General features: G+C 65.5%; 16 protein-coding genes. 8 read left to right on the top strand and 8 right to left on the bottom strand.

The window, feature by feature from the left end; translation table 11 throughout:
• Positions 1-13: 13 nt before the first annotated feature.
• From ACSYS9_RS12725 to ACSYS9_RS12735, 3 genes are all read right to left on the bottom strand, one after another.
• Complete coding sequence (locus tag ACSYS9_RS12725; RefSeq protein WP_049461146.1) at positions 14-1,042, bottom strand: SEL1-like repeat protein; 1,029 nt, start codon at positions 1,040-1,042, stop codon at positions 14-16.
• 114 nt (positions 1,043-1,156) lie between these two features.
• A complete protein-coding gene (locus tag ACSYS9_RS12730; protein WP_256200923.1) occupies positions 1,157-1,678 on the bottom strand; it encodes a hypothetical protein in 522 nt (173 codons plus the stop codon).
• 25 nt (positions 1,679-1,703) lie between these two features.
• The gene (locus ACSYS9_RS12735; RefSeq protein WP_012511105.1) at positions 1,704-1,916 is read right to left on the bottom strand and encodes a hypothetical protein; all 213 of its coding nucleotides are present in this window, start codon (positions 1,914-1,916) and stop codon (positions 1,704-1,706) included.
• A gap of 245 nt (positions 1,917-2,161) precedes the next feature.
• Between ACSYS9_RS12735 and ACSYS9_RS12740 the strand changes: the two genes are divergently transcribed.
• Positions 2,162-3,409: an arsenic transporter gene (locus tag ACSYS9_RS12740; RefSeq protein ID WP_071228284.1), complete on the top strand. Its 1,248-nt coding sequence runs from the start codon at positions 2,162-2,164 to the stop codon at positions 3,407-3,409.
• 26 nt (positions 3,410-3,435) lie between these two features.
• Here the strand turns inward: ACSYS9_RS12740 and ACSYS9_RS12745 are convergent, their stop codons facing one another.
• Positions 3,436-4,587: a serine hydrolase domain-containing protein gene (locus ACSYS9_RS12745; protein ID WP_256200924.1), complete on the bottom strand. Its 1,152-nt coding sequence runs from the start codon at positions 4,585-4,587 to the stop codon at positions 3,436-3,438.
• Between the two features lie 104 nt (positions 4,588-4,691).
• Positions 4,692-6,344 carry an ABC transporter ATP-binding protein gene (locus ACSYS9_RS12750; protein WP_071228286.1) on the bottom strand — a complete coding sequence of 551 codons (1,653 nt, stop codon included), beginning with the start codon at positions 6,342-6,344 and terminating at the stop codon, positions 4,692-4,694.
• Positions 6,345-6,457: 113 nt separating this feature from the next.
• Between ACSYS9_RS12750 and ACSYS9_RS12755 the strand changes: the two genes are divergently transcribed.
• The 4 genes from ACSYS9_RS12755 to ACSYS9_RS12770 are packed head-to-tail and all read left to right on the top strand — an operon-like array spanning position 6,458 to position 12,393.
• Positions 6,458-8,848 carry a TonB-dependent receptor plug domain-containing protein gene (locus tag ACSYS9_RS12755; RefSeq protein ID WP_256200925.1) on the top strand — a complete coding sequence of 797 codons (2,391 nt, stop codon included), beginning with the start codon at positions 6,458-6,460 and terminating at the stop codon, positions 8,846-8,848.
• Positions 8,849-8,854: 6 nt separating this feature from the next.
• Complete coding sequence (locus ACSYS9_RS12760; protein ID WP_071228288.1) at positions 8,855-10,318, top strand: DUF3526 domain-containing protein; 1,464 nt, start codon at positions 8,855-8,857, stop codon at positions 10,316-10,318.
• Positions 10,315-11,670 (top strand): ABC transporter permease subunit, encoded by a 1,356-nt coding sequence (locus ACSYS9_RS12765; RefSeq protein ID WP_071228289.1) that lies wholly within the window; start codon positions 10,315-10,317, stop codon positions 11,668-11,670. The genes ACSYS9_RS12760 and ACSYS9_RS12765 overlap by 4 nt, the downstream gene beginning before the upstream one ends.
• Before the next feature lie 12 nt (positions 11,671-11,682).
• Complete coding sequence (locus ACSYS9_RS12770) at positions 11,683-12,393, top strand: ABC transporter ATP-binding protein (RefSeq protein WP_071228290.1); 711 nt, start codon at positions 11,683-11,685, stop codon at positions 12,391-12,393.
• On the opposite strand, the gene ACSYS9_RS12775 is transcribed toward ACSYS9_RS12770, so the two are convergent.
• From ACSYS9_RS12775 to ACSYS9_RS12785, 3 genes are all read right to left on the bottom strand, one after another.
• Positions 12,390-14,231: an asparagine synthase-related protein gene (locus ACSYS9_RS12775; RefSeq protein ID WP_071228291.1), complete on the bottom strand. Its 1,842-nt coding sequence runs from the start codon at positions 14,229-14,231 to the stop codon at positions 12,390-12,392. The genes ACSYS9_RS12770 and ACSYS9_RS12775 overlap by 4 nt on opposite strands.
• Positions 14,232-14,242: 11 nt before the next feature.
• On the bottom strand, positions 14,243-14,944 hold the full coding sequence (locus ACSYS9_RS12780; RefSeq protein ID WP_071228292.1) for a lasso peptide biosynthesis B2 protein: 702 nt from the start codon (positions 14,942-14,944) through the stop codon (positions 14,243-14,245).
• A 75-nt stretch (positions 14,945-15,019) separates the two neighbouring features.
• Positions 15,020-15,181 carry a hypothetical protein gene (locus ACSYS9_RS12785; protein WP_162292259.1) on the bottom strand — a complete coding sequence of 54 codons (162 nt, stop codon included), beginning with the start codon at positions 15,179-15,181 and terminating at the stop codon, positions 15,020-15,022.
• Between the two features lie 157 nt (positions 15,182-15,338).
• Between ACSYS9_RS12785 and ACSYS9_RS12790 the strand changes: the two genes are divergently transcribed.
• From ACSYS9_RS12790 to ACSYS9_RS12800, 3 genes are all read left to right on the top strand, one after another.
• The gene (locus tag ACSYS9_RS12790) at positions 15,339-16,313 is read left to right on the top strand and encodes a hypothetical protein (protein WP_256200926.1); all 975 of its coding nucleotides are present in this window, start codon (positions 15,339-15,341) and stop codon (positions 16,311-16,313) included.
• Positions 16,314-16,451: 138 nt separating this feature from the next.
• Positions 16,452-16,574: a hypothetical protein gene (locus ACSYS9_RS12795; protein ID WP_256200927.1), complete on the top strand. Its 123-nt coding sequence runs from the start codon at positions 16,452-16,454 to the stop codon at positions 16,572-16,574.
• A 45-nt stretch (positions 16,575-16,619) separates the two neighbouring features.
• Positions 16,620-17,474 carry an AraC family transcriptional regulator gene (locus ACSYS9_RS12800; RefSeq protein ID WP_071228294.1) on the top strand — a complete coding sequence of 285 codons (855 nt, stop codon included), beginning with the start codon at positions 16,620-16,622 and terminating at the stop codon, positions 17,472-17,474.
• Positions 17,475-17,528 lie beyond the last annotated feature (54 nt).

The following is a 17,528-nucleotide window of genomic DNA, read 5'->3' on the forward strand; positions in this document are numbered from 1 at the left end:
GACGCATCGGCACTCAGCGCTTGCGCGCGCGCCGCTCGGGGCACTGCTTCGGATCGAACAGATCGTAGGTCTGCTTGATGGCCAGATTGCGGATCGCCCTGCGGTTTCCCTGCGCTGCAGCCTCACAGGTCCAGTAGATATCCTCATCCTGGTCCTTGGGCACCCCACGCCCGATGGAGTACAGGTATCCCAGCTCGGCCTGTGCAGGCGCGTAGCCCGCCATTGCCGCCTTGCGATACAGGTCGGCGGATCGGGCCTCATCCTTCTCTACGCTGATACCCTTGGCATACATCAGGGCGAGCCTGGTCTGCGCCTCCACATCACCGCCATCGGCAGCCGCTGTGAGTGCTTCAACCGGGCCAAATGCGCCGGGCGTGTCCATCTCGGCACACCACACCTCGTTCTCCTTGCGATTCAGGCACAGCTCCAGACGGGCCTCCTTGACTCCCGCTAGGCCGAGCTCCTGCACGGCTGCCCTGGCATACCACTGCATGGCCTGGGCCTCGTCTTTCGTGAGGCCGGCGCGTCCCTTCTGATAGAGATTGGCAAGGCTGTACTGCCCGGCCGGCGAGCCGAGTTCAGCGGCTCGGCGGAGCCACAGGACAGCCTGGGCATCATCCTGCTGCGGGCCCAGGCCCTGCAGGTACATGATCCCGAGATCGGACTGTGCGTCCGCATTGCCCTGATCGGCAGCCTTGCGTACCCAGTGCAGGGCCTGAGCGGAATCCTTCGGCACGCCATTGCCTCGCAGATACAGCACACCCAGCATGGACTGTGCCGGCGCATAGCCCTGATCGGCCGCCTTGCGGTACCAGTCCGCTGCCTTCGCTGCGTCCCTGTCGACGCCTGCGCCGCGCAGATACCTGTCCCCAAGTTCATTCTGGGCTTCCGCGTTGCCGGTCTTCGCCGCAGCCATCACGCGATCCCGCTCGGCTGCGTTGTCATTGCCAAGCGCAGGCGTGCTGCAGGCCAGAGCAGCCAGTCCCGCACAGAGTGCGACGCGCCGCAGGGCGCCAATCCATTCTTCCGTGAACGTCTGCATTCTTGATCAACTCCAGATGGATGCCGCAGGTAGACCCGGCAGGTGCCTCGATCAGCAAGTGATCGAGGCTGGGGGCGGCATTATAGGTGCGCGCAGGACCACGTGGCCGAGGTTCTATCTGGGTAGCGGGCGTGCCTGCTCCTGCGCTCGCGACATCGCAGGGGTCCGTCTCAGCGCCAGCGCCTCCTTGATCCGGCCCATCTCACGCGACCCGGCCTCGGCCAGGCGGCGGGCCTGCTGCCGCTGCTCCCGCGTAGGCGCCGGAGGTGATGGAGCACCGGTATCTACCAGCCGCGCCACCGCATCGCGCAACCGCAACTGCGGGCAAAGCCGGGCGGCACACCATCGCTCGGCGTAGCGCTTGGCCTGGCGAGCATTCACGGCGGCCACGACCTTGGGCTGGGGTGATTTCCGCGCGGCGAGGAACAGGCGGACGCCGAGCACGGCATGCGGCACGACGTTGGCCACACAGCGGCCGTTCCACCACAGGTCCCAGCGGTCACCGCTCTGCACCCAGCCGGAGGGCCGGGTAGCGGTCATGAAATCGGGAGGGCTGGAGGGTGAATGCATGGCCCGAAGAATACGGTCGGCCGTCGCATGGAATGAGATTGCGGATTTGCGCTGGCGACCTCTCAACGCTTCTGCCGTAGCGAAGCCCTCTTCACCACTCTGGGCCGAGCAGCTTCTCCACCTCGGTTTCGAGTTTCTTTGCGGCTTCGGCCTGCGAGGCTACCTTGATGCACAGCCCGGACTGCGCGGGACCCGGAGTCAACTGGTAGCGGTTGATGGTGCCGCCGCCGTCGCCATCCAGCTCCACCCGGGCCACCAGGGTTCGGCCGTTGGCATTGAAGATCCAGTCCCGGTATTCGGACATCGTTGATTCCATGCGTGACACTTTGAGTGGCCTTCACTCTAAGAGGAGCGACGGTGAAGAGCGCCCGAAGAAAACGTTCGCGGAGCGTGGGTGCCGGGGGCGCGCGGCAAGCAGACGAGCATGGGCTGGGCTCCACAGCTCGGGCGCGGCTCACGGAGTATGATGCCGCCTTCCCCGAACTGCCGTGATTGCAGCGGGCGCGCTCCCGTGAGGTACGCGTCGGCGCCGCTGAGACACCCCGCCCGATGCTCGTTTCCTACTCCTCTTTCCTCATCTGGGCGGCCGTGGCCGTTGCCACCGTAGGCCTGCTGTTCCGGCCATTCCGCATTCCGGAGTACGTGTGGGCACTGGGGGCTGCCCTTCTGCTTCCACTGCTGGGAGCGATGTCGTTCGGCACGACCTTGCACGCGGTGGCCGAGGGCCGCGATGTCTATCTGTTCCTGGTCGGCATGATGGTACTGGCCGAGCTGGCCCGGCGCGAGGGCCTGTTCGACTGGCTGGCGCTGTACGCGGTCCGCCATGCGGGTGGTTCGGGACGACGCCTGTTCGACCTGGTGTTCCTGGTCGGCACGCTGGTGACCGTGTTCCTTTCCAACGATGCCACGGCGGTGGTGCTGACCCCGGCGGTCTACGCAGCCTGCAAGGCGGCCCGTGCCAACCCCCTGCCCTATCTGTTCGTCTGTGCGTTCATCGCCAATGCGGCCAGCTTCGTGCTGCCCATTTCCAACCCGGCCAACCTGGTGGTGTACGGCCAGCACATGCCGCCCTTGATGCAGTGGCTGGCACAGTTCGCGTTGCCGTCACTGGCCGCGATCGGCGCCACCTATCTGGTGCTGCGCTGGGTGCATCGGCGCGAGATCGCGCAGCCGCTGGTGGCGGCGCCGGCGCATCGCCCGCTGACCGAAGGTGGCCGGCTGAGCGCGCTGGGCGTGTTGCTCACCGGCACCGTGCTGCTGGTGACGTCCGCACTGAACGGCCCGCTCGGCCTGGCCACGTTCTGCGCAGGCACGCTGAGCGTGGCAGTGGTGGCGATGCGCCAGCGGCGCAGTCCGTTGCCGCTGCTGCGCCATGTGTCATGGGGCGTACTGCCGCTGGTGGCCGGCCTGTTCGTGCTGGTGGAAGCGGTAGCACAGACCGGTGTCATCCAGACGGCGGCCAGCGCGCTGCAGGCCGTGGCGCAGGCATCACCGCACCAGGCCAGCTGGCTGGCCGGTGGCGCGGCGGCGTTGCTGAGCAACGTGGCCAACAATCTGCCGGTCGGCCTCGCCGCAGGCTCGCTGGGCCAGATGGCCGACCTGCCGGCACAGACCCGCGCCGCATTGCTGGTCGGCGTGGACCTGGGCCCCAACCTGTCGGTGACCGGCTCGTTGGCCACGATGCTGTGGCTGGTGGCGCTGCGCCGCGAGGGCGAGCATGTCAGCGCGCTCGACTTCCTGCGCGTCGGCGCGCTGGTGATGCCGCCTGCGCTGATCGGGGCACTGTTGCTGCTCTAGCCGGGGGCTGCCGGGCGCCACCCGGACTATGGGGTCTTGCCTGCAGCAATCTTCCCGACCAGGGCATCGATCGCCGCTTCCATGGCATGCGCGGTCTGGTCGCCACTCTGGTTGGTGATCACGAAGATGCCCAGATCGTGCTCGGGCATGATGTAGATGTAGCACTGTGAGCGCGGTACGCCACCGTGGTGGGCATAGTAGACGCCCTTCTGGCGATCGCCGGCGACGATGTTCCAGAAGTAGCCGATGCTGAACTCGTCGTCGAATCTGGCCAGGGCGCGATGCGATTCCTTTACCACCGGCCCATTGGCCAGTTGGAACCGAAGGTACTTCACCATGTCCGGGACGGTTGCTTTGACGTTGCCGGAAGCGCCCCATGGCAACTGTGGCATCGGCGTGGTCGGTACGGGATTGTCGCTGTGATAGCCGGCCGCCAACCGCGACGCTTCGGCATCATCCAGCCTGATCCGGAGGCTGGTCATCGCCGCGGAGTCGTTGAAGAAGCCACGCAGCAGTGACGCGTAGTCGGTCTTGTAGGCCACCTCCAGAACATGCGCCGCCAGCTCGGCCCCTGCGCTGGAGTAGGCGTATTCCTTGCCTGGCATCCGCGGGATCTGCACAGCGTGCAGGTCCCGTAGGAAATCCGGCTTGCCGTAGTGCGCGTAGAGCGCATTGAGCTCGCCCGGCGTGCGGTGATCGGTAAAGTCCTCCAGTACCGTGTTCGCGCGCTCCGGCAGCATGTTCGGCAGGCCACTGGTGTGCGACAGCAGGTGGCGGACGCGGATGGGTTGGCCCTGGTACTGCAGGTTGGGATAGTCGCCCTGCAGGTAGGTGCGAACGTCATCCTCCAGGCCCACCCTGCCTTCCAGCACCGCATTGGCCATCAAGGTGCCGGCCAGCGTCTTGCTCAGTGAGCCGATCTCATAGAGCGTGGCATCGGTCGGCGCGCCGGCTGTACCGGCCACCATGTCGCCGCGATGGCGGATGAAGGTCCTGCCCCGGTACACCACGCCAATGGAGGCCGAGTGCAGCAAGGGCTGCTCGATCAGGGTCTGCGCGACCTCGTCGATCTCTGCTCCCGGTTCCTTCGATGGCGACTTCCCACCCGTGCATCCGGTACCAAGGAGTACGACGGACACGACGAAGGCATGAAACCAACGTCTGTTTCGAACGGTCATCGAAGTGGCTTCCATGCGTTGGCGCTTGAAGGGCGATCAGGAAAGAGCGCTCACGATAGCCGATTGTCGAGACGAACACGCTGGCTGCGGAGCGCCTCCTGGCCCTAAGCATCGCCCCCGAGATCAATCACCCGGTCAGTCGGGCTCACGATGCCTCGCCGATGGGTGATGGCCACCACGGTTACATCGTTCGCCAGTGCGCGGATATGGTCCATGATCTCGCGTTCGGTGGCCTCATCCAGCGCGGAGCTTGCCTCGTCCAGAAACAGGATCGCCGGCTCGCCATACAGGGCACGGGCAATCGCGATGCGTTGGCGTTCCCCACCGGACAACTTCAGGCCCCGCTCGCCCACGGTGGTTTCAAGGCCCTCGGGCAGCGCCTCGATCAACGGCAGGATCGCAGACTTGCGTGCGGCACGCTGCAGCCGATCATCATCGCGTGCGCGCCCCAACAGGATGTTGTCGGCCAGGCTTTCGTTGAGCAGGATGACATCCTGCGGAACCACCGCGACAGCGGCATGCCAGGCCGCACGGTCGATCCGGGACAGGTCAAGCCCATCGACCAGGATCCGGCCACGCTGGGGATCGATCGATTTCAGGGCGAGCTTGAACAGCGTCGACTTCCCTGCCCCGGTCGGCCCGATCAGGAAATTGATGCCGCCACGTTCGGCCTCGAAGGACACATCGCTTACCCCGCGACCGTTGCCATAGCGGTGGCTGACCTGCTGGAACTCCAGGCCACCGCTTTCCCCGGCGAAGCGCTGGGCATCGGCCACCTGCTGCTCCTCGGGCGCCGCCCACAAGGTGGAAAGCGGAGCCAGCATGCTCCACGAGCGCGCGACGTCATCGATCGAACGGGCGATCATCTCGAACGGCATGTTGAGCTGGAGCAGCAGCAGATTGAACAGGACGATGTCGCCGACGCTCAGACCGCCGCTCTGGTAGCGCGGCAGCAACAGATGGAAGGTAACGATGAACTCGACCGCCAGGCCGATGCCCAGCAGCGCAATGAAGCCGATCCGCTGCAGTACGTAGGCGCGCCAGCTGTCGCGCACCTCCTGGGCCTTCTGCTCGAAGCGCTGCACCATCCAGGCGCTGCCGCCGAACTGGCGCAGCGTCTCCATGGCATTCATGGCATTGCCGACGAAGCGCGCGTTCTGCTGGCCGGCCTCGACCGCAGCTTCGCGATGGATGCGTGCGCGCCGGGTAGCGATGGCGGAAAGCGTGACGGCTACCGTGCCGTAGGCCAGCACGATGGCCACCACCTGCAGGTTGATCAACGCACCAAGCGTTATCAGCGTCAGCAGGATCTGCAGCGCGCTGGGAATGAAGGCCACCAGCCCCAGCTGCACCACGATCTTCAGCGCGCCACGGCCTTTCTCCCCTGCAACCTGCAGCTCGGCGGCGTTGTACTCCAGGAAGAAGCTGTTGGTCTTCTTCAGCAGACGGGCGAAGTAGCGGGTACTGGTGATGAAGCCGAGATTCTCGCCACTGAGGAACGACAGGTACTGCACGGTGTTCTGCAGGGCGCTGCCAGCGCCAAGCATGACCGCATAAAGCAGGAAGCCGCCCGCGAGAGCGCCGACCCCGTCGATGGGCAGACGGTCGATCAGGCGTGAGAAAAGATAGGGCGCCGCAACATTGGCCAGGCTGGACAGCACGACACTGCCGGCGATGAGCAGCAGCAGCCTGCGGTCAGCCTTCCAGTACGCGCCCAGGATTTCAGCGACGGGCGGCGGAACAGCAGTCTTCTTCATTGGCCTGGTTCCGGCGTGGACTCAACCCCAGAAGGCTATGATATAACATATCTATTTAGGAGCGACGTCGCCACGTCGCAGGCCACTTTCGGATGGGATCGATGGACCGGGGAATGACGAACGTATCCGCTGCCATGCCACGCGCGCTCATGGCCCTCAGCATTGCCGCTGCACTGTTGGCCAGCGTGCCTGCGATCGCCCAGAACCCCGGCGATGCCCGGCGCTCGCGGGCCGCAGGCGCAGCGCCCGAGGCGCCGACCGCCACCCTGGACAAGGTGCTGGTGGTCGGCAGCAACATCCGCGATGCCATTGGCGGAGGCGCCTCGCCGATCATCGTGATCGACAAGGAGGCCATCGACCGCACCGGCGTGGCCACCGTGCAGCAGCTGTTCGAGAAACTGCCGCAGAACTTCGGCGGTGGCGCCAATGGTGCCAACGTCGCCAACCTTGGCGTCGACCGCGATACCGGCAACAACTTCGGCCAGGGCACCGCCATCAGCCTGCGCGGCCTGGGAACCGGCACCACGTTGACCCTGATCAACGGCCATCGCGTGACCTCGTCGAACCGCTACCAGTACGTGGATGTCTCGCTGATACCGCTGAGTGCGGTGGAACGCGTTGAGATCCTCACCGATGGTGCCTCGGCCATCTATGGCACCGATGCGGTCGGCGGTGTGGTCAACATCATCCTGCGCCGCGACTTCACCGGGTATGAGACCGCTGTGCGTTACGGCGCCGTGACCACCGGCGGCATGGAGGAATACCAGGCCTCGCAGTCGGCAGGCTGGTCGTGGGATGGTGGCCATGTGCTGGCCAGCTACGAGTTCCTGAAGCAGAGCAACCTGCCGGCGGTGGACAAGGATTTCTCGAAGAACGTGCGGGTCAAGCCGTACGACCTCTACCCCGGTTCGAAGCGCCACAGCCTGTACGTGGACGGCGTGCAGCAGCTCAGCGATGTGCTGACCCTGAACGTGACCGGCTCGTTCGCCAAGCGCGAGATGGACACCACCATTTCCGGCACGGCCGACGAAACCCGGTTGTTCCCGCACACGCGCCAGTTCGACCTGTTCGCCGGCCTGACACTGGACCTTCCGCGTCAGTGGCAGGCGCGCTTGGATTCGGGGTTCGGCAGGAGCGATGTGTCCTATCAGCGCACCACCATCACCGGCAGCTCGGCCAGTACCGCGCCACCCACCAATACCAACTCCGAATCGCGTTACCTGGACCTGGTCGCCGACGGTGAGCTGTTCAGCCTGCCCGCCGGTGGGGTTCGCGCGGCATTCGGCGCGGGCTACCGCCGCGATGGCTATGAACTGATCGATCACCGCGGCCTGGAAAAGCCGCTCGACCTGCAGCGTACCGTGAGGTCCGCTTTTGCCGAGCTCAACGTTCCGCTGCTGAAGGATCTGCCGGGCGTGCGCAGCCTGTCCCTGACCGCCGCAGCGCGCTATGACGACTACAGCGATTTCGGTTCCACGCTGAACCCCAAGTTCGGCCTGCTGTGGGAGGCGACCCAGGGGCTTTCGCTCCGTACCAGCTACGGCCGCTCCTACCGGGCGCCGGTGTACCAGGACATGCAGTTGAACAACACCGTGGTGGTGGCGAACGTGCCCAACCCGAGTGCAGCCAATGGCAACACCATCCTGATGATGCTCTCCAATGGCAATCCCGATCTGGGCCCCGAACGGGCCAAGACCTGGACCGGCGGTTTCTCGTTCGCGCCGCCGTCGCTGCCGGGGCTCAAGATTGATGCGAGCTACTACCACATCGAATACGCCGACCGTATCGGCAGCGGCTTCGGCGGCAGCTTCCCGTCGCTGTTCCTGCAGTCCACCGCACCTTACGCAGACATCCTGACCACCAATCCCACGCAGCAGCAGATCCAGCAGGCACGCCAGCTGGGCGTATCGGGGCTGGGCCTGTTCGTCTCGCGCGTGGGGCCGTATGCGTTGCCGCCAGGCATGGACGAAACCAACAGCCAGGTGATCCTCGACAACCGCTTCCGCAACAACGCCTTCACCCGGCAGCGTGGTGTCGACTTCAGCGGATCGTATGGCTTCGATGCCGGCCAGACCCACATCGGGCTGAACCTGGCCGGGCAGTACATCATCGAGTCGAAGCGGCGCGTGACCAGTACGTCGCCCGAGGTGGATGCGGTGAATTCGGTTTACTACCCGGTGGACCTCAAGATGCGCGGTGGCATCGCGCTGAGCCGGCAGCAGGCCGCGGCGGGGATCTTCGTGAACTACGTGGACAGTTATCGCGACCCCGCCAATGTCGCCCGGCCCCACGTCAGCTCCTGGACGACCGTAGATCTGAACCTCGCCTACCACTTCGGTGCATCGGCGGACCCGCAGCGTGGCACCTCGCTTGCGTTCAACGTGCAGAACCTGCTCGACCGGGATCCGCCGTTCATCGTCAACAGCATCAACACCGGCTACGACCCCACCAATGCGACAGCGCTGGGCCGCTTCCTGTCCATGTCGCTGACCCACCGCTGGTAAGCCGCCATGCGCGCCGAAGCCCCTGCCCTGTCCCGGTCCGTCATGGCCATCCAGCAGGCGTTTGCTGTTGCGGCAACCCAGCTCACGTTGATGTGGCGCGAGCGGCGGGTGCTGTGGCTCGCCCTTGCCCTGTTGCTGATTGCGGGAGCATCGGTGCTCAGTGGTGCTGCACGCCTGACCCTACAGGCGCAGGAGCGCCAGGCAATGAGCGAGGAAGAGGCGCGGCTCTGGGACAGCCAGGGCACAATCGACCCGCATAGCGCCGCACATGTGGGGCGTGCCATTGCTGCCCCTGTGCGGCCACTGGCTGCACTGGACCCGGGGCTGACGGACTACCTGGGAAGCTCGGTGTTCATCGAGGGCCACGCGCAGAACCCGGCCCGGCACCGTGCCGTGGATGGTGGCACCGCACTCAGCCGTTTCGAGGGTTTCTCTGCGGCGTGGGCGCTGCAGGTGGTGGCGCCGCTGCTGATCATCCTCGCCGGGTTCGCCACACTGTCCGGCGATGTGGCCCGCGAGACGCTGCGCCAGGAACTCGGCACCGGCGCCTCGGCCGGCGTACTGATCTGTGGACGCCTGATTGCCCTGGCGGCCGCCTCGCTGCTGCTGGTGCTGGCCATGCTGCTGATCAGTCTTCCGGGGCTGTCCATCCAGTACGGCGACGCCACGGATCTTGCCGCCCTGCTCGCACTGGCGGCCGCCTACCTGCTCTATCTGCTGGTGTTCTGTGCACTTACCGTGGGGGTGTCGGCACTTGCCGGCTCGGCACGGACGTCACTGGTCGTGCTGCTCGGCTTCTGGGTGGTGTCCACACTGCTGCTGCCGAGGGTGGCGCCTGCGGTTGCCGAATCCCTGTACCCGACCCCTTCGGCACCGGCGTTCAGGACCGGCGTGACCGAAGAAGCGGAGAACGGCGCGGATGGCCATGACCCGGCCGACAAACGCCTTGATGCCCTGCGCACGACGTTGATGGCGCGCTACCGGGTCGACAGCGTTGACGACCTGCCGCTGGCCTTCCGCGGCGTGGCGCTGGAGTTTGCCGAGGCCAACTCGACGCGCGTCTACAACCGCCATTTCGATCGCCTGCATGCCACCTACCAGCAGCAGGACGCCACCCAGCGCCTGTTTGGCCTTGCCTCGCCGACGCTGGCGCTGCAGTCCTGGTCGCGCGCCTTCGCCGGCACGGATTTTCCGGCGCATCTGGCGTTCCTGCGCGGCGTGGAGGACTACCGTTATCGGTTGATCCAGGCACTCAACCAGGAAGTGAAACTGCACAAGGCACCACAAGGCGGGAAGCATGTGGCCGACATCGCCGGCATCACCCGTTCAGTGCACTACCGGCCGCCGCAACAGACCCTGGCCGGTACCGCTACCGCGCAGCGCGGAAATCTCGTCATTCTGCTGGTCTGGCTGATGCTGGGTTGCGTGGTGGTGCTCATCTCCGCTCGGAAGCTGGGGAGATCGCCATGAACGTTGTGTCGATTGCCCGCTATGAGATCCGCCGATTGCTGCGCGATCGAGCGCTGCCGGTGCTGCTTGTCCTGCTGCTCGGGCTGGGTGCCTACGCCGCGTGGAACGGCCGCGCATGGGTGGACCAGCGCGAGGCGGCCATCGCCCTGATCAAGCAGGAAGAACAACAGACGAAGGAACGCAGCCGGGCATTCGTCGGCAAGGCGCCCTCGGTGCTGCCCCGCGCCCAGCCGGTGCTGGCGCCCGCCGCCATGGCAACGCTGTCGATCGGCCAGGCAGACGCCTACCCCTACACCGCCGATGTGGTCGCGCTGGGCGATCCGACCCTGCTGCTCAAGCACGTCTGGGCCGACATCGGCAATCCAGCGGCACGGGCTGCGGGACGGTTCGACCTCGCCTTCGTCATCGTCTTCCTGCTGCCGCTGGTCATTCTCGTGGCCACCCACGATCTGTGGTCACGTGAGCGCGAGCGCGGCATCGCGGCGCTGGTGCTGTCACAGCCGGTGTCGGCAACGCGTCTGCTGGTGGTCAAGGTGCTGGCCCGTGGCCTGATGGTGCTGCTGCCCGCACTGGCCATCCTCCTGGCGGTGACGATCGGGGCCGGCGCGCGCAGTCCTGCGGGCCTGGCCATGCTGGCCCTGACCGTCCTCCTGTACGGCGCGTTCTGGCTGGCCCTTGCACTGCTGATCGGCTGCCTTGCCCGGCGCACCACCGAGGCGGCCATCGCCGCCGGCGCGCTGTGGCTGCTGATCGTGGTCATGGCGCCGTCGCTGGCGCTAGCCACGGTGAATCTGATCGCGCCGCCGCCGTCACAGATGCAGTTCGCCACCGAAGTAAAGGCGATGCAGTCCGACATCGCCACGCGCCAGCGGCGCGAGCATGCGACGTCGGCGCCAGTGAATTCGCCGTCCCCCGTCATCTCCGACACTGTGCGCCAGGCCTACGCCGATCGGGTTGCAGCTGACCGGGAACTGGAACGCCTGATCGCCTCGCATGCGCAGGCCGAGGCCGCACATCGCCAGGTTCTGGACAAGGTGCGGCTGCTGCTGCCGGCCGTCGCGACACAGGACGCGCTCGACCGCATCGCAGGCTCGGATGCCGACCGCGCGCTCGACTTCCAGGGGCAGGTCCACTCCTTCTGGCAGGCGCGGCGGCTGTTGCACAAGGCCTATCTGGATCGTGACGCGCCGCAGACCTTCGAAGAGTACGACACCCTGCCCCGCTTCCAGTTCCACGAAACAGCCGGCGTCGCCCAACGTGGTGTCCTCGCCGATCTCGCCGCACTGATCATTGCCACCCTGCTTGTCCTGCTTGCAGCCGGTGCATTGCGCAGCCGGCTGGCAACGCCCTGAGGAGACGTCCACATGCTGTCTGCAAAAAGCCTGGTCATGGAACACGGTGCACATCGGGCGCTGGATGACGTCAGCTTCAAGGTGAAGCCCGGCGAGATCTTCTGCCTGCTGGGCGCCAACGGCGCCGGCAAGTCGACCACCATCAAGCTGTTCCTTGGCTTTCTGAAACCCACCTCCGGTGCGGCCGAAGTGGACGGTTTCAGTGCGCACCAGCAGCCGCGGGAGGTACGCCGGCGGCTGCTGTACATCCCCGAGACCGTGGCGCTGTACGACGAGCTGACCGGCTACGAGAATCTGGACTACTTCGCCCGCCTGGCCGGTGTCGAGGAACGCTCGCCAGCGCGGTTGAAGGACGCACTCAGGTCCGCTGGTCTGGCGACCGACGCATTCGGGCGACGCGTGGGCCTCTATTCCAAGGGCATGCGGCAGAAGGTCGGCATCGCACTGGCCATCGTCAAGGAAGCCAGGGCTCTGTTGCTGGATGAACCCACCTCGGGCCTGGACCCTACGGCGTCAGCCGAATTCCATGAGTTGATCGTGCGGGAACGCGATCGCGGCACGGCGATCCTGATGGCCACCCACGATCTGTTCCGTGCCCGTGAGGTGGCGACCACGATCGGCCTGATGCGGGCCGGCCGCCTGCGCAGGACACTGGATGCCAGCACGATCACCGCGAACGATCTTGAGAGCCTGTACCTGGAAGAAATGAGCCGCAGCGCCTAGGCCACGGCGGCCGCCTGCGCGCCACGTTGGCCGGACCAGCGCCGCAGCCATGCTTCGATGTTGATCTGCGGGCCGAAGATGCCGAGCACCTGCGACGAGTGGTCCGGGCCGACCTGCTGGATGCCCGCATCGGCCAGCGCGCTGTCGAGATAGCCGCGCCTGGCCAGCATACCGTCAACCAGCAGATTCCTGATGAACTGCTGGTGCCCCTGGGTGACCGCCACGGAATGATCATCCAGATAGGATTTCACCTTCCGCGACAGCAGCACCTCCGGCAACAGGCCTTTCATTGCACGCCGCGCGATGGTGCGGTCTTCCGCGTCCGCGATGAGCAGGTGCAGCGGAATGCGCGCGAACAGTTCGACAAGCGGCTGCGCACTGATCGGCGATACGCCATGCCAGTGGCCTGCACCTTCGAAGGGATCAAGGACGCTGGTCGGAAACACCATGCGGCCGATATGGGCCAGCTTGTAGGGTGATACGTGATGCCCCTGCGCCTGCGCGTGCCGCAACCAGGCCGGCTGCAGGCCATCCTGTTCGGCGCGGCCCACCCGCACCCATGGGCAGGGTTTGCCCCAACGGCCATTGATGCTGCCTGGCCGCTTGAGCAGACCATGGACCATCGCATCCTTCAGCACGCCGTACAGTGAATCGCCGGACTGCGCGGTTTCGAAGGCGACGCGGAAGAAATCCCGGTCGATGCCGCGCCGCCAGGCGTAGTCGATCGCAGCGGCATTGCCCTTGAAACGCAGGAACACCGCATCACCGCCAACGCCGGTGAACTGCACGGTGTCACCGTCGAAGGCCACTTCACGGCGGTGGAGAAGATAGCCGGAACAATGCGCCGGCCGGGCTGTACGCGGGAAGGTCATGATCTCTTCCAGCGCGCAGTGAGGTTGCCTTCGATACTCGATGTACTCGCAACGCCTGCCCGAGGAATCACTGGCCCCTTGCACTGCCATCCGCGCGAACAGCCGTTCGTCGGCACCGATGCCATCATCGTAGTGGTGGACACACGTCACCTCCGGTGCCGACGGCGCCTGCAACAGGCCGGCCAGGATGATCGAGGAATCCAGCCCGCCCGACAGCTGCAGCTGGATGCGCCGGTGCGGGCTGGCCAGTGCACCGATGCAGCCCAGCAGCGTGGAACGCGCCAGCGACACGGCTTCCTGAAGATCTTCGATCGGCGCGTCGCGGGCCAGCCGCACCACGTCCCACTGGCAGTGCCGGCCCACCGGCTCTCCATCGCGGATTGAAACCGCTTCACCCGCTTCGACCGCCGTGACCTCCTCGAAGCCGGTCTGCAGGCCATCACGAAACGGGTACAGCAGCGAGTACGACAGGAAGGACCAGTCAACGCTGAATTCGCGCAGACCCAGCATCAGGCAGTCTTCCATGTTGGAGAAGACCAGCGTCAACTGGCCCACCGTGGTCATATAGCACGGGATCTCCGCAGTGGGATCGCGCAGGACGAACCAGCTCGACGTTTCCTGCTGGAAGCCGAACGCCACGTAGCGGCCCCAGTAGTGTTCTACGATGCTGCGGCCCTGGCTGCTGCAGGCGTCGTCCGCTGTTTCGGCATCCAGGTTAGCGCACCCAGGCACGGTGCCTGCGCCGAAATCCTTGTGGAACAGCTTGCCGAGTACTACCAGGGAGTTCGCACGGCGGCATTCGAAATAGCCGTGGTTGTCACTCTGCGCATGGATCGCTGCGCCATTGCCGTTCATCACGCAGGCGATGCCGGGCAGCCTGGCGCCGATCCTTTCCACGATCCGTTCCGCCTGCGCTGTCGCGGATTCCGAGTGGGTGTTCCAGAGCACGGCGAGGTATCGGTACATGGCAGGTTTCGTTACAGCACCAGGATGGGAACCATCCGGCGCAGGTTGAAGGGAATGTCGGTCAGCACCTGATCGCCATACTGCAGCCAGCAATGCGCGGCGAACGGCTGGGTTCTGACGGCGAACACCCAGGCCGGAACGATGCCGTAGTTCGACAGGAATCCGCGCATCGCCAGGCAGTAGAGAAAGCACTCATCGGTTTTCCTGAAGGCCAGGGGTCGAAGCCAGTCGAACACCCGCACCCGCAGGGCCAGTTCTTCAGCGCTTACCGGCCGGCTGTGGCCGCGATCCGCCCGACGGCGCACGGCCGACACCGTGGAACTGAAAGGAAGGAACGTTCTGCTGCAGGCGGCATAGGCGCACGAGGCGATGAATCGACGCAGGTCGCGCGCCATGATGGGCGGACGGCCTCGCGGCGCGCCTTCGCGCGCCCAGTACCGAGGCAGCGCAATAGCAGGGCTGGCAGCGGATTTCCCCTGCTGCGGATCCGCGGTGATCAGGCGGCGGTCGATCAAGGCCTGCAGAAGCCTTGGCGTGCTTGCGTCATCGGACTGGAGGGGCCAATCGAGAACGAGCTTGCCAAGGCCTGCGGCGCCGCGTTTTTCAAGGGAAAGATACTTTCCCGTGGCCTGGTCCAGAATCACCATCGCATCGCCGGTGACACAGACGTGGGCGTGCTTTGACAGGAAATACGGGGCGGCAGCCTGCTCCATCATGCGCTCCTGCGCCGGAACCGGAGAAGCGGTGCATGCAGGGCATGCACCGCAGATGCGACATTGCGCGGTAGATCAGGGCGACGTGGTCGGGAACACGCCATCCCACAACGTGCCGTGGTTGTGCGCCTTCGTTTCCGAAACCACCGAGCCCAGCTCGATCAGTTCGCCACCCATGCCCTGATCCTCAGGGTTCTGCTGTCCTGCTACTACACCCAGCTCAATCAGCTCGTTCATGAACATCTCCTATCGTCAGTGGATGTACCCGCGCATTGCGTTGGATCGCGTTGCATTGGATACGGAGCAGCCAAGCCACCATCGCCGCGACATTGCAGGGCGATTGCCGCCAAGGCACCCAAATGTTACGATATAACATATTATTTTGGCGTGACGAATGACGCCAGTGGCCCGTTGTCGATATGACCTACGAGAGGCGAGAGGGATGAGCAGCGAGATCAGAGACGACGGCCTGGATCCCACGCTTCTGCTGAAGGGGATGTTTCCCCTGCCGAAGTTCATCCGCTTTGTACGGGAGCGTTGCCCACCGGGACGCTTCGACGAGGCTGCGCTGGTGGAGGAATGGCGGACGGCACGTGCCGAGGTGCCCAAGTTACAGCAGGAGGAAGCCGGTGAGGCCGAAGCCATCAATGTCCATGCGTTGCCGGATGAGATGCTGCCGCTGGCTGAGCAGGCGCTGCGACAACCCTCGATGCACCGGATGACGAGTGTTCTGCCACGCAGTTGGCAGATGGTCGAGATCGATCGACTGGTGATCTTCCAGGAGTGCATCAACCTGCGTCACATCGATCAGTTGGCGGCATCCCTGACCGCCTCGCCCAGCGCGCAGGAGGTCATGCAGCTTGTCGCGCGCAGCGGCAGCCATGCACATCCGGAAGTGCGCTTCACCCAGTCCGATGGCAGCTACACCTTCGCGTCCACCTCGAACGACCTGCGCTTCCTCGATGTGGCGACCCTCGATCCGGCTGCCATCGCCGACTACGAGCCGTTCGGCGCAGCCAGCCACGCCGTCGTCATCTATCTGGGTTTCAGTGACAACCTGATCAGCGCCACCCGGTTCGGCAGGCGCATGGTGCTGACCAATGGCTCCCATCGCCTGTACCTGCTGCGCCGGCTCGGGTTCCGCCATGCGCCCTGCCTCGTCACCGATGCCTCCGACAGCGACCTCAGCGAGGTTCTGCTGCCGGCGGCGGTCAAGCAGGATCGCGGGTTCTACCTGTCTTCCCCGCGTCCGCCGCTGTTCAAGGACTATGTCGATCCCCGCCTGACCTGCGTCGTGCCGGTCACCCGCAAGCACTACGCCCTGCGGGCCACGCTCGACCTGCAGAGGATCGCGGTTCCGGCGCTGTAATCCTGGGCCGAACCCTCCCTTCCCTGGGGCCACGTCGACAGAGATGGCCGGATTGGTGAATCACCTGGCGGAACTGTCGAATGACGGTCTCCGGCCCGCCGAATACGCTTCCCCTCCTCGGTTCCAGAGGATGCCCGCATGAATGACACCGCCCCCGCCACTGAAGCAACACACAGCAGTCTGCCCATCATTCACGTCCTGATGGGATTCATCTGCGTCTGGCACCGACATGAACCCGGGCAGGCCCGTGATGAGGAGTGAGGCACGCTGTGGCGCCCGGCCGACCAGGGTTGCGCAGGTGCAGGCGTGACCAAGGCGGTTGCCGGGCGCAATGACGTGGGCGCCGATTACCCGGATCGGGTCGCGCAGACGGTCATGGTGTTCGAACTGGACCCGATCCCGGATGCGTGGGAAATGGACTTTCATTCGCATCGGAAAGCGCAGCTGCTGGTGGCCACGCATGGCCTGATCACGCTAGAGTCGCCAGCCGGCCTGTGGGTGGTGCCGCCGCAGGGGGCGATCTGGATTCCCGGCGGGTTGACCCACCGCGCCAGCAGCAGCGGAAAACCCCATGGGTTCGTCGTGTTCATTGATCCCGAGGCGGTTCCGGGATTGCCAGCCCACTGCTTCGCGATGGCGATCACCCCGTTCATGCATGCCCTGCTGCAACGCACCGCACGCCTGCCGCTGCAGTACGAGGACGGCAGCGCCCATGCCCGGCTGATGACCGTGCTGCTGGATGAGCTTGCTGCGGCGCCGCCGGAGTGGCTTCACCTGCCCATGCCTTCCGAGCCGCGACTGCGCACCCTGGCCAATGCCATGCTGGCTGCACCGGCCGAGCGCGCAACGCTCGACCTGTGGGCCGGCCGGATTGGAATGAGCGAGCGCAACATGTCCCGCCTGTTCTACGCTGAAACCGGATTGAGCGTGAGGCGCTGGCGGCGGCAGATGCATGTGATGGTTGCCCTGCCGATGCTGGCAAGGGGCAGGACGGTGCAGTCCATTGCCGATGACCTTGGCTACGACAGCGCTGGCGCCTTCGTGACCATGTTCCGCAAGGCGGTCGGCGCCCCGCCCAAGCGCTTCCTCGCCGAACGCGGGGCCTGGCTGCAGGCGCCCGACGCAGGCGATCAACCGCGGGCGTGGCCCGCCTGCGGTTGATCGTGCGCCCGGCAGCTGGCAAGGGCACGCCCAGGCTGCGCCCGGGCGCAGCGA

It is taken from the genome of Stenotrophomonas sp. STK17_22, assembly GCF_051983905.1.
Taxonomy (GTDB): Bacteria; Pseudomonadota; Gammaproteobacteria; order Xanthomonadales; family Xanthomonadaceae; genus Stenotrophomonas; species Stenotrophomonas maltophilia_A.